19 protein-coding genes are annotated in these 19,603 nt (G+C 43.9%); 11 read left to right on the plus strand and 8 right to left on the minus strand.

Features of this window, described 5'->3' with window-relative positions; all coding sequences use genetic code 11:
* Positions 1–73: 73 nt before the first annotated feature.
* Both fdhD and OO774_RS22035 read right to left on the minus strand, forming a co-directional pair.
* On the minus strand, positions 74–904 hold the full coding sequence (gene fdhD, locus OO774_RS22030; RefSeq protein ID WP_264906757.1) for a formate dehydrogenase accessory sulfurtransferase FdhD: 831 nt from the start codon (positions 902–904) through the stop codon (positions 74–76).
* A gap of 47 nt (positions 905–951) precedes the next feature.
* The gene (locus tag OO774_RS22035; protein WP_264906759.1) at positions 952–1,833 is read right to left on the minus strand and encodes a LysR family transcriptional regulator; all 882 of its coding nucleotides are present in this window, start codon (positions 1,831–1,833) and stop codon (positions 952–954) included.
* A gap of 629 nt (positions 1,834–2,462) precedes the next feature.
* Between OO774_RS22035 and OO774_RS22040 the strand changes: the two genes are divergently transcribed.
* The 5 genes from OO774_RS22040 (at position 2,463) to OO774_RS22060 (ending at position 8,585) form a co-directional block, all read left to right on the plus strand.
* Entirely contained in the window at positions 2,463–4,787 is a 2,325-nt protein-coding gene (locus OO774_RS22040) for an FdhF/YdeP family oxidoreductase (protein ID WP_264906760.1), read from the plus strand.
* An 801-nt stretch (positions 4,788–5,588) separates the two neighbouring features.
* On the plus strand, positions 5,589–5,795 hold the full coding sequence (locus OO774_RS22045; RefSeq protein WP_264908740.1) for a hypothetical protein: 207 nt from the start codon (positions 5,589–5,591) through the stop codon (positions 5,793–5,795).
* A 78-nt stretch (positions 5,796–5,873) separates the two neighbouring features.
* Positions 5,874–6,176, plus strand: coding sequence for a Fis family transcriptional regulator (locus tag OO774_RS22050; protein WP_264906761.1), 303 nt, complete (start codon positions 5,874–5,876; stop codon positions 6,174–6,176).
* 197 nt (positions 6,177–6,373) lie between these two features.
* The gene (locus OO774_RS22055) at positions 6,374–6,514 is read left to right on the plus strand and encodes a hypothetical protein (RefSeq protein ID WP_264906763.1); all 141 of its coding nucleotides are present in this window, start codon (positions 6,374–6,376) and stop codon (positions 6,512–6,514) included.
* Positions 6,515–6,698: 184 nt separating this feature from the next.
* Positions 6,699–8,585: a methyl-accepting chemotaxis protein gene (locus tag OO774_RS22060; RefSeq protein WP_264906764.1), complete on the plus strand. Its 1,887-nt coding sequence runs from the start codon at positions 6,699–6,701 to the stop codon at positions 8,583–8,585.
* A gap of 173 nt (positions 8,586–8,758) precedes the next feature.
* Here the strand turns inward: OO774_RS22060 and OO774_RS22065 are convergent, their stop codons facing one another.
* On the minus strand, positions 8,759–8,971 hold the full coding sequence (locus tag OO774_RS22065; protein ID WP_264906766.1) for a hypothetical protein: 213 nt from the start codon (positions 8,969–8,971) through the stop codon (positions 8,759–8,761).
* Between the two features lie 137 nt (positions 8,972–9,108).
* On the minus strand, positions 9,109–9,651 hold the full coding sequence (locus OO774_RS22070) for a peroxidase-related enzyme (RefSeq protein WP_264906768.1): 543 nt from the start codon (positions 9,649–9,651) through the stop codon (positions 9,109–9,111).
* Positions 9,652–9,795: 144 nt separating this feature from the next.
* Here OO774_RS22070 and OO774_RS22075 point away from each other — a divergent pair, with 144 nt between their 5' ends.
* Both OO774_RS22075 and OO774_RS22080 read left to right on the plus strand, forming a co-directional pair.
* Positions 9,796–10,698 carry a LysR family transcriptional regulator gene (locus OO774_RS22075; protein WP_264906769.1) on the plus strand — a complete coding sequence of 301 codons (903 nt, stop codon included), beginning with the start codon at positions 9,796–9,798 and terminating at the stop codon, positions 10,696–10,698.
* A 430-nt stretch (positions 10,699–11,128) separates the two neighbouring features.
* A complete protein-coding gene (locus OO774_RS22080) occupies positions 11,129–11,905 on the plus strand; it encodes a helix-turn-helix transcriptional regulator (RefSeq protein WP_264906770.1) in 777 nt (258 codons plus the stop codon).
* Here OO774_RS22080 and leuA read toward each other — a convergent pair.
* On the minus strand, positions 11,902–13,584 hold the full coding sequence (gene leuA / locus OO774_RS22085; protein WP_264906772.1) for a 2-isopropylmalate synthase: 1,683 nt from the start codon (positions 13,582–13,584) through the stop codon (positions 11,902–11,904). The genes OO774_RS22080 and leuA overlap by 4 nt on opposite strands.
* A gap of 280 nt (positions 13,585–13,864) precedes the next feature.
* Positions 13,865–14,770, minus strand: coding sequence for a LysR family transcriptional regulator (locus tag OO774_RS22090; protein WP_264906773.1), 906 nt, complete (start codon positions 14,768–14,770; stop codon positions 13,865–13,867).
* A gap of 109 nt (positions 14,771–14,879) precedes the next feature.
* Between OO774_RS22090 and accD the strand changes: the two genes are divergently transcribed.
* Complete coding sequence (gene accD, locus OO774_RS22095) at positions 14,880–15,746, plus strand: acetyl-CoA carboxylase, carboxyltransferase subunit beta (protein ID WP_264906775.1); 867 nt, start codon at positions 14,880–14,882, stop codon at positions 15,744–15,746.
* 165 nt (positions 15,747–15,911) lie between these two features.
* Here the strand turns inward: accD and OO774_RS22100 are convergent, their stop codons facing one another.
* Positions 15,912–17,615 (minus strand): FAD-dependent oxidoreductase, encoded by a 1,704-nt coding sequence (locus tag OO774_RS22100; protein WP_264906777.1) that lies wholly within the window; start codon positions 17,613–17,615, stop codon positions 15,912–15,914.
* A 62-nt stretch (positions 17,616–17,677) separates the two neighbouring features.
* Positions 17,678–17,863: a DUF2892 domain-containing protein gene (locus OO774_RS22105; RefSeq protein WP_264906779.1), complete on the minus strand. Its 186-nt coding sequence runs from the start codon at positions 17,861–17,863 to the stop codon at positions 17,678–17,680.
* Between the two features lie 177 nt (positions 17,864–18,040).
* Here OO774_RS22105 and OO774_RS22110 point away from each other — a divergent pair, with 177 nt between their 5' ends.
* From OO774_RS22110 to OO774_RS22120, 3 genes are all read left to right on the plus strand, one after another.
* Positions 18,041–18,349 (plus strand): metalloregulator ArsR/SmtB family transcription factor, encoded by a 309-nt coding sequence (locus OO774_RS22110; protein ID WP_264906780.1) that lies wholly within the window; start codon positions 18,041–18,043, stop codon positions 18,347–18,349.
* Between the two features lie 73 nt (positions 18,350–18,422).
* A complete protein-coding gene (locus tag OO774_RS22115; protein ID WP_264906781.1) occupies positions 18,423–18,854 on the plus strand; it encodes a YeeE/YedE family protein in 432 nt (143 codons plus the stop codon).
* A gap of 264 nt (positions 18,855–19,118) precedes the next feature.
* Entirely contained in the window at positions 19,119–19,574 is a 456-nt protein-coding gene (locus OO774_RS22120) for a YeeE/YedE family protein (RefSeq protein WP_264906783.1), read from the plus strand.
* Positions 19,575–19,603: the final 29 nt, after the last annotated feature.

Below are 19,603 nucleotides of genomic sequence, written 5' to 3' on the forward strand. Positions count from 1 at the left end.
TTATAAGCGATAGGTTTAATATCTTGATAGGGTACTATCACTGAATCAAACCTCCACTGAGTATACTCCTCGATTACGGCGCTGGGCTATAAAGCCTTGGTGCGCCGTGTTTTGGCAAGTGAATCAGATTAAGGTGATTTCTTCTTGCCCATTCCACGGTTAATGCGGTTGGTGCGGAAAGGCAAACCAGCGTAGGGATGCGCGCACGTACCGCTTTATGGATCAACTCTAAACTACAACGGCTCGTCATGATGGCGAAGCCACTTTGTGGTACGATGTGATTATTAGCTATCGCGCCGATGAGTTTATCTAACGCGTTGTGACGACCAATATCCTCTCGGCATGTCACGATATTTCCCTGTAAATCGGCAAACAGTGCAGCATGAAGAGCGCCGGATTCACGCGCGGCATCTTGATGTAAAGCGACTTTCTCTCTTAATCCGTCAAAAGCACCAGGACGAGGCGGCAGAGAAGGGGAAAGCGGCTCTAGATCAGGTAAGGCCTGCTCCAACGCTTCAACACCACAAATGCCACATCCCGTCGTACCTGCCAGGTTTCTGCGCTGCGTTTTTAACGACCAGAACGCTCGGTTACTGATTTCCACTTCCGCGTAATGCGATTCGTTGTCACCGCCGATTTCAATATCTTTAATCTCTTTAAAATCGTTGATGATTCCTGTACTGAGACTGAACCCTTTAACAAAGTCTTCTAAGTGCCCCGGAGTCACCATCATTACAGCTTGGCTAATCCCGTTATAACTAATTGCCAGCGCCGACTCACTCGCAAGCGAAGTTTGCTGCAAAGGACGGCCATCTTCCATTTCACGATAGTTAAACGCGTTTGGCTGAGGCGGGGCCTGATTGAAATCCGACAGTTCAAAGTAAGATTGAGTGGTACATCTCATGAAATCACCTCATACGCCACGTTCGTTTAGCTCGTGCGCATTATCAATTAATTAAATATGGTTTTTGCGATGGAAAAGCACTGATCTGTGAGTGCAGAGAAAGGCTCTTGTTTACGTTTTAGCAAACCTAAAGGTGCATGAACGGCCGCTTCTTCAATCGGGATGATTTTTAGCGAATCGTTGAGCTCTTCCAAGCCACAGTTTCTAGGCATGATGGCACAACAAAGGCCGCTGGTAACCGCCTGGACAAGGTGAAACGTGGAGTTACTTTCAATGACCGTTTGAGGTACCAGCCCTTTGCTAATAAAGCTTATATCTATCGAGTGACGGTAATGCATCCCTTTCGATAGCAAGCCAAGCGGTATACTGTTCAATGACTCCCACATCACTTCTGATTCGGCAAAATCAAAATATCGCTCGTCAAATAATACGCCTAATTTTGTCGAGTCCAGTTCAATAACGTCAAAATAGGCCGTGTTGACTTGGTCGACGTAGCACATGCCTAAGTCCAGTTGGTTACGATTGAGCTGGTCTATGATCTGCTCTGTCGTCATCGACAGGATCTGAAATTGTAATTCCGGGAACGCTTCCGCGAGCGGTTTGATCAGCTGCATAGGGTTTTGACTGGCTAAAGGCACCATACCCAGCCTAAGCGAACCGACCAGTTGTCCTCGGCAATTGGCTGCCTCTGCTTGTAAACCATCATGCGCGGCCAATACCGTTTTTGCCCAGGCTAAAATACGCTCTCCAGCTTCCGTAAAGCCTTCAAAGCGTTGACTTCTTTGGATTAATTCTAAATCTAGCTCTTCTTCTAAGCTTCTCAATCTCATTGAGAGTGTCGGCTGAGTGATATGACACAACGCCGCCGCCTGACCAAAATGTTTGGTTTGCTCAAGAGCAATCAGGTATTTAAGTTGTTTGATATCCATCTTGGGTAACTTAACCTTGCTTTATGAGTCACTGTAACGGGCAACACGCTTGTATAGGGCAACGTATATGGCTTTTGAAGGCCTTCATGCTTTGTACTGACGGTTTTCAATAGCATAAAGTCAAGGTCAAAAGCACATTCAAAATTGATCTAAATCAAGGTTATTCCCGAAACGGAATGGGGTCAAATTCAAAGTATCTATAGAGTAATAGATGATGTCTATCATGAATTACCATGGAATGACTAAGTCGAGGGCTAGATCTCAGTTTAATTAGGTTACAAATCGCTTCCTTTGATAAACTCGATTGATTGAAAATGTGATGAATGTCTTGTCTTGATGTCGTGATAGATTTTATTTATCACTCGGTCAGGGATATCAATTGGACGCATATTAAATAACGACTTAACCTTTGATTCAGATCAAAACACAACAATAAAGATTGTGTCTGAACATTCTGAGACAGTAGACGGGTATCAGAACTCATACAATCTGGACAAGTGAAGGCTTCATCCATACGAGCCGTTACTTGTCCAGATTGAAAAACGCCCCTTCATCACTCCCGCGACATAACGCGCTTGTTTTCTAGGGCAGCCTGTTTGCTGTTGTTCCTATATACGAGGAGTAAAGTCGTGAGCCAAAAAGAAAAAATAAAACAATATAACGGTCCTGCTGGTGGTTGGGGTGCGCTTAAAGCGGTAACCAGAAGCTGGTGGGGAAGCGAAAATGCGGTGAAAAACATCCGTACCATGATGAAAACCAACCAAAATGGCGGTTTCGATTGCCCTGGATGTGCTTGGGGTGAGTCACCAGAAAGCGGTAAAGTGAACTTTTGCGAAAATGGCGCAAAGGCCGTCAACTGGGAAGCGACCAATCGTTTAGTTGATCCGGAATTTTTCGCTAACCATAGTGTGTCCTCTCTTTCTACTCAAACTGATTACTGGCTCGAATATCAAGGGCGTATCACGCACCCAATGAGATATGACGCAGAGTCCGATCACTATGTCCCAGTCTCTTGGGACGATGCATTTGAACTGGTGGCGAAACACCTCAATGACCTGGAATCGCCACATCAAGCGGAGTTTTACACTTCGGGCCGTGCCAGCAATGAAGCCGCGTTTTTGTACCAATTGTTTGTACGCGCATTCGGCACCAACAATTTTCCTGATTGCTCAAACATGTGTCACGAAGCCAGTGCTCTGGGAATGAAAGACACAGTTGGTGTCGGTAAAGGCACGGTTATTTTTGATGACTTTGAAAAAGCGGACGCTATTTTCGTTATTGGTCAAAACCCCGGAACGAACCACCCGCGTATGCTGGAGCCACTGCGCGAAGCGGTTAAACGTGGTGCGCAAGTTATCTGTTTCAACCCATTAAAAGAGCGTGGTTTGGAACGCTTTCAAAACCCACAAGTACCGATAGAAATGCTTAGCAACGGTTCAGAGCCAACCAATACGGCGTATTTGCGTCCTGCACTTGGTGGTGACATGGCAGTGTTCCGTGGTATTGCGAAGTTCCTGTTACAATGGGAGCGTGAAGCATTAGAAACTGGTGGTAAAGCCGTGTTCGATCGCGAATTCATCGAACAGCACACCACAGGTATCAATGACTACTTAACAGAAGTCGATGCTACATCGTGGGAGCACATCGCTGAGCAATCTGGCTTAGATCTAAGTGAAATTGAAACGGTTACTCGCATGTATTTACGTGCCGAGCGCGTGATCATGTGCTGGGCGATGGGATTGACCCAGCATCGTCACTCTGTGCCAACGATTAAAGAAGTGGCTAATGTGCAAATGTTACGAGGTAATGTAGGTAAGGCGGGCGCAGGTCTTTCTCCGGTACGTGGACACAGTAACGTTCAGGGTGACCGTACAATGGGCATCGATGAAAAGCCATCTGACCAACTGCTTGATAGCATTGAGCGTCGCTTCAATTTTGAAGTACCCCGTGGTGTGGGTCACAACACGGTTCAAGCTATTAAAGCAATGGAAGAAGGCCAGGCGAAAGTATTTATTGGTTTAGGCGGTAACTTTGCTCAAGCGACACCGGACACCGAACGTACTCACGATGCAATGCGAAACTGTAATCTAACCGTTCATATTTCGACTAAGCTCAATCGTTCGCATTTAGTGACGGGTAAAGACGCATTGATTCTGCCTTGTCTGGGCCGCACTGAGATTGACACTCAGGTAAATGGGCCACAAGGGGTAACGGTTGAAGATACCTTCAGCATGGTGCACATTTCTTATGGTCAGCTGAAGCCTCGTTCTAAAGCGCTACGTTCAGAGCCTGCAATTATTGCGGGGATTGCAAATGCGACGCTAGGCACGCATCCAATTGATTGGAATTGGGCGATAGAAGATTATGATCGTGTTCGAGATCTGATTGCTGACACGATCCCTGGTTTTACAGATTTTAACCAAAAGCTTAAAAATCCGGGTGGTTTCCATTTGGTGAACCCAGCCGCTGAGCGCAGATGGAATACGGCGAGTGGCAAAGCACAGTTTAGCGACAGCGAACTACCAAAACAGCTGATCAGTGAAGCGCTATTAGAAAAAGGTCACAAGCCCGATCTTATTCTGCAAACCATGCGCTCACACGACCAATACAACACAACGTTATATGGTTTAAATGACCGCTATCGTGGTGTTTTTGGCATGCGAGAAGTCTTGTTCATCAATGAAGCGGATATCAAAAAGCTTGGGTTTGAATCCGGTGATAAAGTGGATATGGTTTCTTTATGGGAAGATGGCGTGGAGCGCCGTGTGAGCGGATTTACGTTGGTTGCGTATGATGTTCCTGCTGGTCAGGCAGCCGCTTACTATCCAGAAACAAACCCGCTTGTACCACTGGACAGCTATGGGGACAGAACCTTTACGCCAACCTCTAAGTTCATTGCAATTAAGTTGGAGAAATCCACATCAGATGAGATTGCACTTGTTGAAGCGGAGTAGCTAACAAACATAGCGCGACAAGATTCGGGATAAGAAAAACGGCTGATAATCACTATCAGCCGTTGTGTTTATTTATCTGACGAGCAGTTGTTAGTTGGTTTACAATGATCGCGATTATACTTTAGCGAATTACAGGTTGATCTAAATTTGTTACTGCTTATACAAAATAAAAGACATTAATCTCTAGCTTCTTCCGACCTATTACCTCTGAATATTGAGCATAGTCCTGTTCTGTGTTGCTTTGGTAAACGTAACTACCGTTTAAATGTTAAATTGTAACTATCGAGGAAACAATGGAATATGGCAAAGCAACACTTGAAGATGTTGAACAATTGTCCAAGATATCCAAAAATCATACGGCTCAAAAGTTTTCATTTGACCTTGAAAGTTTAGGGTATATGGTTTGAGCGTCATTAAAGCTTATAGACTGCAAACTGCTGTCGCGCAAAGACATAATTACCCTAGGGTTTAGTGCCTCATAATTAAAACTACAAAAAAGGTGCACCCCATCAAGATCTCCATCTGCTAGTAACTGAGCTAGTCTTGTTGTGCTATCTATGTGTATAAGAGGGTGTCGTTCTGAAATGTCCATATACCACTTCCCAATTTATAAATTACTTCTATTATATGCTAAAAACTCGACTAAATATAAATCAAGTTGCGTATGGACTGTCATAGGAAAGAAGCATAAGTTTTTGAAAAAGACTACTTGGTGTGAGGCGGTCTCATTTATCAACATAACGTGACCTGTTCAGAATGTGTATTGACTGAGGCGTTCTGTCTTGAGGTAAGCGCTCATCCTTGATGAACCATCTAACCATCTTGATGCGCAAGCATGATGTTTACTCCGAACAGAAAAGTGCCGAGTTACAAGCAGTAGAGCGAAAACTAGCAAGCGTTGATAAACAGAGAAAAAAGTTGGAAATGCAAGCTCAGAGAAACCGTGAGCAGGCAGATCATCATGATTTTTCCCGAGAATCAGAAATTCAGATACAAGTCACTTTGTAACTTGTCTAGGATGTCTAGCGGAACATAAATGGGGTAACTGTAAACCTTTTTAAAGGTGTTAAATAGGAAGTATGCTTCATGCGCAAATCAGATAAGAAGGTCGAGAATCTAATTAGAGACGTGTTGACCGAAGTTTGTGAAGATACGTTAAAAGGCTACGATGGTTTTCTTTGGGTGACTCATACGGTCAAATTCTCTTCTTTTCCACAAAGCTTAGAAATAGTCTGCGTATTCGAAACAAATCAAGATAGAGAAAAATTTTTAGTGGGAGAAGGTCGCCAGCATGTCTCAATAACTATCCAAAAGGCGTTTAATAAGGTAGGGGTGCAACTAAAGAACGTAGGTAAGCAAATCAGTTATGGTACACAGCAAAAGCGTTAGTGCAGTCATCAATGAAAGTGAATTAGGGTTGTAGTGGGCATCTAAGGCTTTATTTTCCGAGTTTTGATATAAAGCCTGAAGGCTGAGCCAACCTTCTTAGTTAGGGCGACTAATGGCTTTGATGTGATGGACGCACCCCCTTCTAGCACCGTTGTACCAAACTAATGGTGCAACCAGTAAGAACAGGAGTAATCATCATGTCTATTAAAGTTGTCGGCATCGATATAGCCAAAAACCTCTTTCAAGTATGCGTGTTGACAAATCTTGTCAAACCGAAAGGTAAAATTAATGCTCAATCTAAATGTGCTACAGGGTTCAATAAGCCAGAGCATTGGTAGGTTTATATGATTGTGCAACGACATAAATATTGGGAATTGGATTACAGTTTCATGAATATCTGAGCGTTACAACTTTAAAAAACTAGACTTCGGTCATTATTTAATTCACGCTTTGAAATTATATTTACGGTACTTTTCGCTTGTTCCATTTGGAACTGAACATGACGCTATAAAAAGGTTTCCAATGTTTAAGAAACTGTCACTTAAAAACAAACTCGCGATTTCAGCGAGTACTGCCATTATAGTCGGGGGACTACTGGTAGAAGCACTTTCATTCAACGCTTCGCTAAGCCGCATGGATGCAGAAGTTGAGCAGCGCCTTGAGAGTACAACGGCATCTTACAATCAATACGTGGCTGACTGGTTACTATCAAAAGAGCGTGCGTTGACTTCGCTGTCTCAAGAGGTAGATAAAGCCGCAATCGTTACGCACCTAAAACAAATTAGTCACTCGGCTGCTTTCGACAACGTATTCTTGGCTTATCCAGACGGTAGTCAAGAAAATGCGAATGGCGTTATACTACCGCCAGGGAATGATGATCCGCGTAAGTGGGGTTGGTACATCAATGCTGTCGCAGACCCGAACAAAGTCTTTATGGATAACCCAACAGTTGCCGCTGCTACTGGCGCAAACGTTGTTTCACTGGGTAAGGCGCTCAATCTACATGGTCAGCAAGTGGTACTGGGTGCGGATGTTGAGATCACCGATATTCTTAACAGCATGGACAAAGTGATCCTTCCAGGTGACGGCTACATGTTCATTGCCAATGAGAAGGGCAATATTTTTACCCATAAAGAGACTAAGCTTCTCAACCAACCCGTTAGTCAGCTAGGGTTGGAATTCAAGACCATCCAAAGCGCTTCACGCAGTGGTCACGGGGAGTCTATTTCAATCGCAGGTGAAGAGTATGTTCTGTACGCTCAAAAAATTGATGGAACAGCACTAACAACAGTAACCATTATCAACTACGGTTCTTTGGTTGCGCCTTTATTTGATGCGGTATGGGGTCAAGTGTTAGCAACAGCAATCGTGGTTGTTATTTGTACTCTGCTGTTCAACCTGCTATGTAGCATCCTGTTTAGACCGTTAAACAATGTTTCTCAAGCGCTGGAGCAGATCGCCAATGGTAGTGGTGATCTTACTCAGCGTATTGAACTGGAGAGTGGCGATGAAGTAGGCCGCCTGGCAAACAACTTCAATACCTTTGTGGGTAGTCTACAAAAATTGATTGGTCATATTCGTGAGCAAGCACACCTCATCAATGAGCAGTCAGACAACAACACCCAGCGTTCGAACAACGCCGTTTCTGAGATCCATCAGCAGCAGCAAGAGATCACAATGGTCGCAACAGCGGTAACAGAGTTAGCGAGTGCTACCCGTGAAATCGCCTCTCATGCTGAACAAACTGCCAACGCGGCTCAGGATTCAACCGCGAGTACGAACAACGGTCAGTCTTTGGTTCAACGCACTAAGGGTTCTATCAACAGTCTTGCGACGGAGCTTGCCGAAGCAAGCTCCGTTATCAGTGAGTTGGATCGCCACGCGCAAGAGATTTCTACCGTCCTTTCGACCATTCAAGGTATTGCAGAGCAAACAAACCTACTGGCCCTTAACGCGGCAATCGAAGCAGCACGCGCTGGTGAGCAAGGTCGCGGTTTTGCCGTGGTAGCGGATGAAGTTCGAGTACTGTCACAGCGTACTCATGCGTCCACAGAAGAGATCAAAGCGACGATTGATATTCTTCAGCATACTACAACACGAGCGGTGAGTTTAATGGATAGTAGCTCTAACTTGGCAAACACGTCGGTATCAGACGCAGACCAAGCAACGAATGCGTTGAGTGAAATTCATGAAGCGGTTTCGTTGATCAGTGATATGGCAACACAAATTGCGACAGCAGCGGAAGAGCAGACACACGTAACAGGTGAGATCACGCAAAACATCACCTCTATTAAAGATGTGGCCGATGAGCTTGTCATCAGTACTCAAGAAAGCTCGCAAGAGTCAACCAAGCTGAAACTACAAGCGCAAGAACTAACGGACAAGGTGGCAACGTTTAAACTTTCGTAGTGATAGTCAGTGTTAAAAACGGCTAGGCTTAGAACCTCGCCGATTTTTTAACGGAGGTATTGCTTATGATGCGCATGAACAAGCCCGTAACAGAACAATCACGCCTAACTTGGGTTTGATAGTTGAAAAGGTTGTGCCCGTGTCTGATATTGGCATAAGGGAGGCGAAGTGTTCTAGGACAAGTTGCCGTTTTCATTCGGAAGTACCTTCGCTAACGCCATGTAGAGTTCTTGGATAGATACATCCATTTGCGGAGAATTAATAGAGTTCGCAAAAGGATAGACAGTAGATGAGCCGACGATGCTTATCTGATCTCTGGCAAAGGTATACGGCGAAGCCAATATGACACTGGTTGCCAAGATTGATCCAAGTACAAACTTACGCATGATAGTCTCCTTACTTTGCGTACTGCTTTTAAAGTAGTCGCGGTAGGAGCTATCAGCCACAAGCTGTCTAGGATAGTAACCAAATATTCATAAAGAACAATAGGCGACGGAGAACGCCGCCTTATTGAGAAATCGTGCTACAGTGCGTTGACCGTCGGGAAGTCAATCTCTGTCCCCAAAACTTCATTGATGTAATTCGTCAGGGTATTCAGCGCAACGTGACCAACAATCTCAAGGATTTCGGCATCTGAATATCCGGCGTCACGGATAGTGTGAACGTCAGTGTCTGAAACTTGACCACGGTTTTTAGTTATTTTTACTGCGAAATCTACTGCAGCTGCAGCTTTGGGATCGCTTGATGAACCGCGACGATTGGCTTCAACTTCTTCAGCACTCAATTTGGCTAAATTGGTACCAAGATAGTTGTGTGCTGCCAGACAGTATCCACAACCATTGATTTCAGCAACGGCTAATGCAATGCGCTCGCGAGTTGGAGCGTCTACAGAACCGTTTCCAAGTGCACCGTTAAGGCTCAGATAGCCTTCAAGGGTTTGTGGACTGTTGCTAATTAGTCGAAACATGTTGGGTACTGCTCCCAACATGTTGTTAACCGCTTGAAGAGAAGCTTTTGACGCTTCCGGCGCTGCGTCGATTGATGCCGGAGTAGGAATTCGAGACATGTTATTCTCCTAAGTTATGTTGAGGCTTTTATGTTGTTTCGTTATTCAATATACAATTAACCAAAATTGGAATAATTGGACAATTTGATAATTGTTTATTACAAATAATGAAATAATGAGGTTTTGATTTCTCGGTAATGTGTAATGGATAAACTGGAGACAATGCGAGTTTTTGTCGAAGCAGCGGAATGCCAAAGCTTCGTTGCGGCTAGCCGGAATCTGGATCTGTCGCCACCAACTGTTACGCGCTCGATCGCCCATCTCGAACACACTTTAGGTGTTCGCCTGTTCTATCGAACTACCCGGCACGTTCGACTCACTGATTCTGGTATACGCTTTTTCGTCGATGCCAAACGTATCCTGGAAGATCTGGAACAAGCTGAAGCTGCCGCATCAGGAAGTTATGTTACTCCCAAAGGTGTATTGTCTGTCACAGCGCCTGTTTTGTTTGGCCAAAAATACATAGCTCCAATTCTGACTGAATATCTCCAGCACAACCCTGAAGTAGAGGTACGGGCTACGTTCTATGATCGTGTTGGAAATCTACTAGACGAAGACTTGGATGTAGCAATCCGAATTGGGCATCTCAAAGACTCGAGCATGTTTGCCGTTCAGGTCGGGAGTATCCAGCGGATTGTCTGTGGGTCGCCTGAATACTTGGACAAACATGGTACGCCGGAAAGCCCCGCTGATCTTCTAAACCACGAAATAATACTTGCATCCACAGTTGAGCCTTCAACAACTTGGCAGTTTGAATCATCCAAAGAGAAACTATCTGTGAAGGTTTTCCCTCGTCTGCATTGCAACCAAAACGGAGTAGCTATTGAGGCAGCTAAGCAGGGGTTCGGCATTACACGTTTAATGTCTTACCAAGTTGGTGAGGAACTTCAAGCTGGAACTTTGAGGCGCATCTTACGCGAGTATGAATCAGAACCACTTCCAGTAAGTATTCTTCATCTAGAAGGGCGACAGGCCAACGCCAAGGTCCGAGCATTTATTAATTTGGCGGTCGAGCGCTTGAGGGGAAACCCTTTGATTAATCAGTAAGTCCAATGATTGGATTCAGCTTTAGGAAGAAACCATAGAAACAAGCTGCAGGTTTGAAATTCAAGGAATCTGGCAAAAGTCAGGTATTGCCTTAATTCTTCTTATTCGGGCAATGACAGGTTCGAAAACGTAGTGATTGATACCACCTTCACTCGAGAGAAAAATGTCCAAGTAACAGGCTATGTTTGCAACTGAAACGCGCCATCCTAATGAACAGCAAGTTAAGCGACTTTCCATACCTGAAGCTATCCAAAATTTTCTGATTGAGTACAAACGCTGTCAAACTTTTGTCCATGGGAATTTCAGCACGCCCTGATGCAACTTGAAATGACTATTCTGTAGGGAACAGAGATTATCTTTCTTCTGGAGAATTTTGGATAAGTTAGTTACATTATTTTTTCATTCGGTATAAGGATTTACTCGAGCATTTATGAAGTTTTGTGACGAGACGTTGGCCCCTCCAATACTGGCATATGCACACAATTACTCTCATGGGGATGTAGAGCCTACTCATATTCATCAGTGCGCTCAGTTTTTACATGCTTTAAGCGGTGTTATTCGAGTGGATACACCATCAGAGTCGTGGGTTGTGACAACGAATCAAGGGCTATGGGTACCTGCTGGTATCTCACATAGCCTTAGAATTACGGGGGACGTTCGAGTTCGTACGCTTTTTGTTGATCCTATGGCCAGGGCAGACCTTCCCAATACCTGTGTGCTATCGAAAGTTTCGTCGTTGCTGACCAGTTTAATTGTTGAGGCCGTATCTCTACCAGATATTCGGATAGCGGGAACACGAGAAGAGCGAATATTTGAACTGATACTTGATGAATTACGTTTGCTAAACCCCATTGGTTTTTACCTCCCCAATCCAAGAACAGAGGCATTGGTCATGCTCTGCACAAACGTATCAGAGCGTCTTTCACACCCATGGACAGCTTCAGATGCTGCCAAGTATTTGGGCCAAAGTGAAAGAACTGTTTCTCGTCGGTTTCAGCAAGAGCTAGGTCTTACGTTCACAGAATGGCTGCGTCAGAAGCGATTACTACATGCGTCTGAACTTTTAGCCAGCGGGTGGAGTGTGTTAGATACTGCATTGGCGATTGGATATGACAGCCCTAGTGCATTTAGCGCGATGTTTAAAAGTCGAACAGGGCTGTCTCCGAGGGAATATTGTCCGATGGTTAATCCATTAGAACACGATTAAAGCGCTAAGTTAGTCTGTAGTAAATTAGAGTAGGCATTCAACAGTGCTTGAAGAGACGCTTTTGTTGCATCTTCTTCAATTGCGACACCAAAAAAGCTCAGGTTAGAAATCGTAGACTGTAGCTGCACATAACAGGCCGCTTTGCTTTGGGTTCGTGAACCGAGTGTATGCTCGTGATAGTCAACGATATTCACCTGCAAACCATATTGTTCCATTAACCCTTTTAGCAACGCAGACATTAGACCATTCCCAGAACCAACACATTTTATCATTTTGTTGTTGTGATGAATTTTGGCTTGAATTTTTTGGCCAAGCTCTGTTGTTTGGCTGTGATAGCTCTGCAAGCTTATGGTCGAATTATTCACTAGACCATAAGACTGTCTGAATAGTTGCCATAGTTCCGAAAGATTAATTTCACATCCCGATCTATCGGTATGACTTTTCACTTTCTTACTCAAATCGGCTTGGAGCATTTTAGGCAGTAACAATCCGTGGTTTTCTTGGAGTAACCATGCAGCACCACTCTTACCTGATTGACTATTTACACGAATCACTTCTTCATAGTTACACCCCAAATCCATAGGGTCTATCGGCAAGTAAGGGATATCCCAGAAGCTCTTCAACTTAGAGCTATGCGAAGAAAATCCTTTTTTAATGGCATCTTGATGAGACCCCGAAAAGGCGGTGAAAACAAACCGTCCAGCATATGGGTGACGAGGATGAACAGGTATTTCGTTACACTGCTCGACGAGTTCAACAGTATGCCGAATGTCAGAAAAGCGCAATTTAGGATCAATGCCTTGTGAATAAAGGTTTAGTGCGAGTGTGACCAAGTCAACATTACCTGTACGTTCACCGTTCCCGAATAAACAACCTTCGACCCGAGTTGCTCCTGCCAGCATGGCAAGTTCAGCACTAGCAACACCTGTACCTCGATCATTATGAGGGTGAACACTAATAGTAACGTGCTCTAATGAACTAAATGTATTTATGAAGTGTTCAATCTGGTCTGCAAAAACGTTAGGAGTGTTACATTCAACAGTTGTTGGCAGATTAATGATAAGCTGCCGTGTCTTACTTGGCTGCCACACGGACGCTACTGCTTCACAGATTTCAAGTGCAAACTCGGGTTCCGTAAAATTGAATGTCTCTGGTGAATACTCAAGAGTCCATACAGTTTCAGGACGTTTTTCACACAAGGCTTTAATCTGTTTAGCCCCATTTACAGCAAGTTCTAGAGTAGACTTTTTATCCTGAGAAAAAACAATATCTCTAAAAGACGGAGCTGTAGCATTGTACAAATGGACTATGGCCTTAGACGCCCCTGTTAGAGAATCAATAGTTCGCTCAATCAAGTCCGATCTGGATTGCGTAATCACCTGAATAGTAACATCACCTGGAATTAACTCGTTCTCGATCAGACATCGAACAAAGTCAAAATCCGTTTGCGATGCTGATGGAAATGCTACCTCAATCTCCTTGAATCCACATTCAACTAAGTGGTTAAAGAGCTTGAGTTTTTTATCAATATTCATTGGGTTAGATAAAGACTGATTACCATCTCGTAAATCGGTTGAGCACCAACGGGGGGCTTTGTCTAATATCTTTGATGGCCAGGTTCTTTGTGGAAAGCTGATAACAGGAGCTGCTCGGTATTTTTCTGATGGCATTTCTAACATTGTCAATTTGTCCTTTCTTTGATGAGAAAAGCTCATGCTAGAAGACTTTGTGAATGATATCTGAATAGAAGTTGACGAAAATCGTTGTATATTGGACAGGGGCTACATCAACGTGTGAGAAGAGACACTTACCTGTTTATTTGCTAATAGTTTTTTGTTAACGGTGATCACATATTTGATGACGAGGCATGTAACAAGAAATTGCATAAAAACTCGCTTAACTAATCACCTACTCTAAAAAGTGGTTCAGAAAAGCCTTTCATTGATATCGTTCTTCTGCCTATGTGCTTTTATCTAAATTTGCTTGGTGCTGTAAGTGTTCAATAAACATCGGGATCTTTTTTGCCAAGTGTTTTCTGGAAGCGTAAAAGACGTACAAAACCAAATCTTCAGGCTCGTACTCCATTTTTACAATTTCCAGAGAGCCAGAATTTATCTCATTACGACAGGATTCGGTTGGTAGTATAGCGAACCCCAAACCAGCTAATGCGCCTGATTTAGCTAGATGCCCACTATTGACTTTAAATGAAGACTGTACCTTTTGAGTAATAAGCTCACCTTTAGCGTTTTTGAAGACCCACGGTGTTCCATTTAACGCGGTGAAGCTATTGATACACGGAACGTGTTTCAAATCGGTAATCTGAGAAGGCCTGAAAAACGCCTGTATGAGTTTAGGGGATGCCACAACAGCACTTGTCCAGCGTTTAATCTCCTTAGCTACCCAATTATTATCTTCGAGCTTTCCTCGGTGAAAACTTAAAATGACGTCAAACCCATCAAGTAAGTCCTCTTTCGGGTTGATGGTTGTATCGCAACACAATGAAATTGAGGGATGCTGAGTACAAAAAGAAATCACTGCTTGAGCTAAAGCAGGCGAATCAGGCATTAGAACTTTAAGCTGCCCCATGACTTCATGAGAGTGCTGTGTTACTTCCTCAAGAGCATCATTAAGTTTGTCAAGCAATGGCTGTGTGCGTAAATAAAGGTGCTCTCCTGCATCTGTTGGAGCGATTCGGCGTGTGGTTCTGTCAAATAGTCGTATATCCAGTCGTTCTTCCAGTAAAGCGATATGGCGACTGACATTTGATGTTGGCAAACTTAGAAATTCCGCAGCCCGTTTAAAGCTGTTGTTCTCATAGACACAATGAAAACTTTTTAGCCACTGCTGGTCAATCTTATCAAGCATTTCATTTAATCCCATTATGTTGGATTATAAAACCAATATTACGCACTTTATTACCAGAAACAGGCTTATACAATACTCCTCACTAAAGTTATTTGGATAAGGTTTCCCCATGAGTTGGTTAGAAAAGCTATTAGATAAGAAGAATATTATCAGTACACGCAAAGCGTCGATTCCAGAGGGTGTATGGGTTAAATGCCCCTCCTGTGACCAGATCTTATACCGCATAGCCCTTGAGGAGAATCTGGAGGTGTGTCCAAAATGCGATCACCATATGAGGATGGCGGCACGCCGCCGATTAGACTGCTTTTTGGATAAAGGAAAGCAAATTGAGATTGCCAGCGAACATGAGCCGAAAGATTTGCTGAATTTTAAGGATCTGAAACGCTACAAGGAACGCCTTGCTTTAGCCCAGAAAAGTTCAGGAGAAAAAGATGCCTTAGTTGCGATAAGAGGAAAACTTATGGGCTTACCTGTTGTTGCCTGTGCATTCGAGTTTTCTTTTATGGCAGGTTCGATGGGGTCAGTTGTAGGTGCTCGTTTCGTTCAGGCAGTTGAAGCTGCTATTGATGCAAATTGTGGATTAGTTTGCTTTTCTGCCAGTGGTGGCGCTCGTATGCAAGAATCTCTGATGTCGTTAATGCAAATGTCAAAAACGAGCGCTGCGTTAAATCGTTTATCCAGTCGAGGCTTGCCTTATATTTCTGTACTAACAGACCAAACATTGGGTGGCGTCTCGGCGAGTCTTGCCATGTTAGGGGACATTAACATTGGCGAGCCGAGGGCAATTATCGGCTTTGCTGGACGTCGCGTTATTGAACAAACTGTTCGAGAGAAATTACCCGAGGACTTTCAGCGGAGTGAGTTTCTCTTAGAGCATGGCGCGATAGATATGATTGTGGATAGGCGTGAGATGCGCAAACGAGTTGGTGGGCTAATAGCTAAAATGACAAATACAACTATTGCGTTGGGTGTATAGTTTATAGGTTCTGTAACGAAGTGAGCTAGCTAACTGAATCAGGAAGACCTCGTTAGGCTTGGTTAGATGGCCAACGTTGGTGTTGTTGATGTATGCAGGTAACGTGGTCATCGCTACACAATAGCCAGCAATCCTATTGCTGGCTATCAATTTTGTTAATAGTAATTACATTTTGGCATGAAGATAGGTACGATAACCGCCTATAAGATTGCGAGCTTTGTAGCCATTGTTAACTAACTGACGATAAGCAACGTTACCACGTAACCCAACTTGACAGTAAATCACAATCTCTTTGTCTTTTGGCAGTTCGTCCATACGATGACGTAATTGATCGACAGGAATGTTGATTGCACCTTCGAAATAACCAACCTCTTCAAGTTCACCTGGGTTACGTACGTCGAGTATCACTTGATCTTCAGTCAGTGAATCCATTTGATCGTAATGTATCGCGGTTGCATCACCTTTGATGATGTTATTCGCGACAAACGCGGCCTGGTTAATCACATCTTTGGCACTGCCGTAAGGTGGCGCGTAAGTCAATTCTAAGTGTTGAAGTTGCTCTACCGTCATACCTGCGCGTTGAGCCACCGCCATAACGTCGATGCGTTTATCGATACCGTCTTTACCGACTGCTTGAGCGCCGAAAATCTTGCCCGATTTTGGATCGAACAACATTTTAAATGAAACGACTTCTGCACCAGGGTAGTAACTCGCGTGGCTTGCGGTATGGACGTAAACTTTTTCGTATTCAACGCCAGCGCGTTTCAATTGTTTCTCATTTTTACCTGTTGAAGCCACAGCAAGGTCGAAGATCTTACAAATCGCAGTACCTTGTGTACCTTGGTAAGTTTCTTTGCGACCTAGCATGTTATCGGCAGCCATACGACCTTGACGGTTTGCTGGTCCAGCTAGAGGAACAAGTGTCTGCTCGCCAGTGACAAAATCTTTTTCTTCAACTGCATCACCAACAGCGTAAATTGAAGGATCGCTGGTTTGCATGTATTCGTTGGTATAGATACCACCAAGGGCACCGATTTCTAAGCCTGCTTCTTGCGCTAGTTTGGTTTCAGGTCGAACACCAATTGCCATGATGAGAATATCGGTCGTTAACTTCTCGCCATTATTCAGTGTTAGCTCCAGTTCGCCTTCTAAGTGTTGGTGCTTTTCACTTTCACCGGAGTCAAAACTGGCAACATGCTCGTTAGGTACGAACTGAACAGATTCAAGCGCCACCCCAAGTTTTAGATCAACGCCTTTATCGCGAATTTCAGCGTGAGCAAATCCCGCCATTTCACGGTCGACAGGTGTCATCACCTGATCAGCCATTTCGATAAGCGAGGTTTTAATGCCTAATTGGTGGAAGGCTTCCATCATCTCTAAGCCGATAAAACCACCACCCACAACGGTCGCATGTTCAGGTTTGTTCATTTGGATCGTTTCAATGATGCGATCCATATCTGGGATATTGCGCAATGAGTGCGTTAACGGGTTATCAAGACCAGGAATTGGCGGAACGATTGGGCCTGCACCCGGACTAAGCAGTAAGAAGTCGTAAGATTCTTCGTGCTCTGAGCCATCAAGAAGATTCTTTACTGTAACCGTCTTTTCCTGACGGTTTACCGAGACCACTTCATTCATCACACGAACATCGACATTGAAGCGCGCTAAGAAACTGTCTGGTGTTTGTAGTAACAGCTTACTGCGATCTTCGATGTCGCCGCCAATGTGGTAAGGCAGGCCACAATTGGCAAAAGAAACGAATGGGCCACGTTCAAACATGATAATTTCTGCGTCTTCACTCAGACGACGAGCACGCGCTGCTGCAGATGCGCCACCAGCGACACCACCGACGATTAAAATCTTAGTCATTATTAACTCCAAGTTTTAGGATGAGCTGACTTACATTGTAGAGCCAGCTCGAATCATCTAGGTTAACTAAAACCTAATTTTTTTAAAAAATAAGCGGCAGGACAAATTCCGGTATAAGCACTCTGAATTAGGTTAGCGCCAATAAACACGGTAAACCAAATGAAGTTACTGTGAACGAATACGGTGAGTAGGACCGAAACTAAAACCATCGTCCCGGCAAACACTCTTACTGCATTTTCTAACGTCATAACTCTTCTCCTTAGAGCTGTTAAACTGAAACAGCCATCCTTTAATAATCTCACTATAAACATCTAAATTAGATGTGTCTAATGTTGATTGAGCTAAATTCATAAAAACTAATTTAGTGTTGACTAAATATTGTTGTTAAGTAAACTCTAATTTAGTTGTTAATGTAGAGGTGAGTCATGAGCTATACAGCAACGGACGTAGTGAAGATGAAAGGCAGCGCAATTGAAGCCGCAGATCTACTTAAAGTGATGGCGCATCCGGAAAGATTAATGGTTTTGTGCCAACTAACACAAGGCGAGGTTGGTGTTGGGGAGTTGCAAAAACATTCCTTCCTGAGCCAGTCCGCGTTCTCACAACATTTAACCGTGTTGCGTAAACACAATTTAATCAGCGCTCGTAAAGAAGCACAACAGGTATTTTACTCGTTGTCTGAACCGAGAGTTGAGTCATTAATTAAAGCACTACATGGTGTATTCTGTAGTTGAGTATTTTAACTTCTTTTTGGTAGTTAACTAAATATAAATCAACGCATTAAACTATAATCTATAGAGGTAAGCAATGTTAGACGTCATTCCATGGGAATCGTTGTTTGGTGGCATGTTATTGGGAGTTTCTGCCACGGTTTTGTTGTTAGTTAACGGTAAAATTGCCGGTATCAGTGGAATTATGAATGGCATCATGTCACCGAAGAAAGGGGATTATTCATGGCGACTTCTGTTTGCAGTTGGCATGATTGTCGGTGGCTTTGTAAGTGTTTTATTACTTGGCGTAGCCGTACCAAGTACCGCAAATCTTTCAATAGGTTTGGTATTAGCGGCGGGCTTACTTGTTGGGATTGGCACCAGACTAGGTAACGGATGTACCAGTGGTCATGGCATTTGTGGCATGGGGCGTTTGTCTAAGCGCTCTATCGTTGCAACATGTGTATTTATGGCCGTTGCTGGTTTGACCGTTTTTGTTCGACTTCACTTAGGGTCTGTTGACCTTTAGAGCTGATTTTTGCAGCGTTTGTGGGGCCTTTATACAAGGCAGAGGGTTTGAAGTGTAGTTCTACTACCTGAAAAGCCGATAACGCTGTAGAAAGGCTCCACAAACGCTGCCCGAAGGGTTCGGCTAAAAGCGTTTTACTCTTTGTTGAGAGGTATTTTGCTTAGAATGACTAGGCTACAAACCTCTCGCCGCGATTAAAACGCTTTTATCGCGAACAAAATTTAACCTCGAAAGGTTAACAGACCCTTATATAAGAGAGATTCCATGAACAACACTATTTTTCGTATTGCTGCGCTTGTGAGCGGTATTTTGTTTGGTATGGGTATGGCTGTTTCGGGCATGATTGATCCGGCGAAAGTTATTGGATTTTTAGATATTTCTGGAAATTGGGATCCAAGTTTGGCTTTTGTGATGGGCGGCGCACTGGCTGTGTTTATGCCAAGCTACTTTTTAATTATCAAGCCGAGAAAACAATCAGTTAGTGGTGCCGAAATGTGTACCCCGACAAACACAAAGATCGATTCTCGATTGTTGTCTGGTGCGGCGATCTTCGGTTTAGGCTGGGGATTGGCTGGTATTTGTCCTGGCCCTGCAGTGGCAAGTTTGGCGTTAGGTAATGTCAGTATTGTTTTGTTCTTTGTTGCAATGTTAGCAGGCTCAATGTTTGCGAAACTGGTCATCAACTCGCGTGAAGAGAAGATGAAAACAGCCAAAGCATAAATTATGTGATCAAAAAATGGAGGGAGTAG

This window comes from Vibrio sp. STUT-A11 (genome assembly GCF_026000435.1).
In the GTDB taxonomy this organism is placed as follows: domain Bacteria; phylum Pseudomonadota; class Gammaproteobacteria; order Enterobacterales; family Vibrionaceae; genus Vibrio.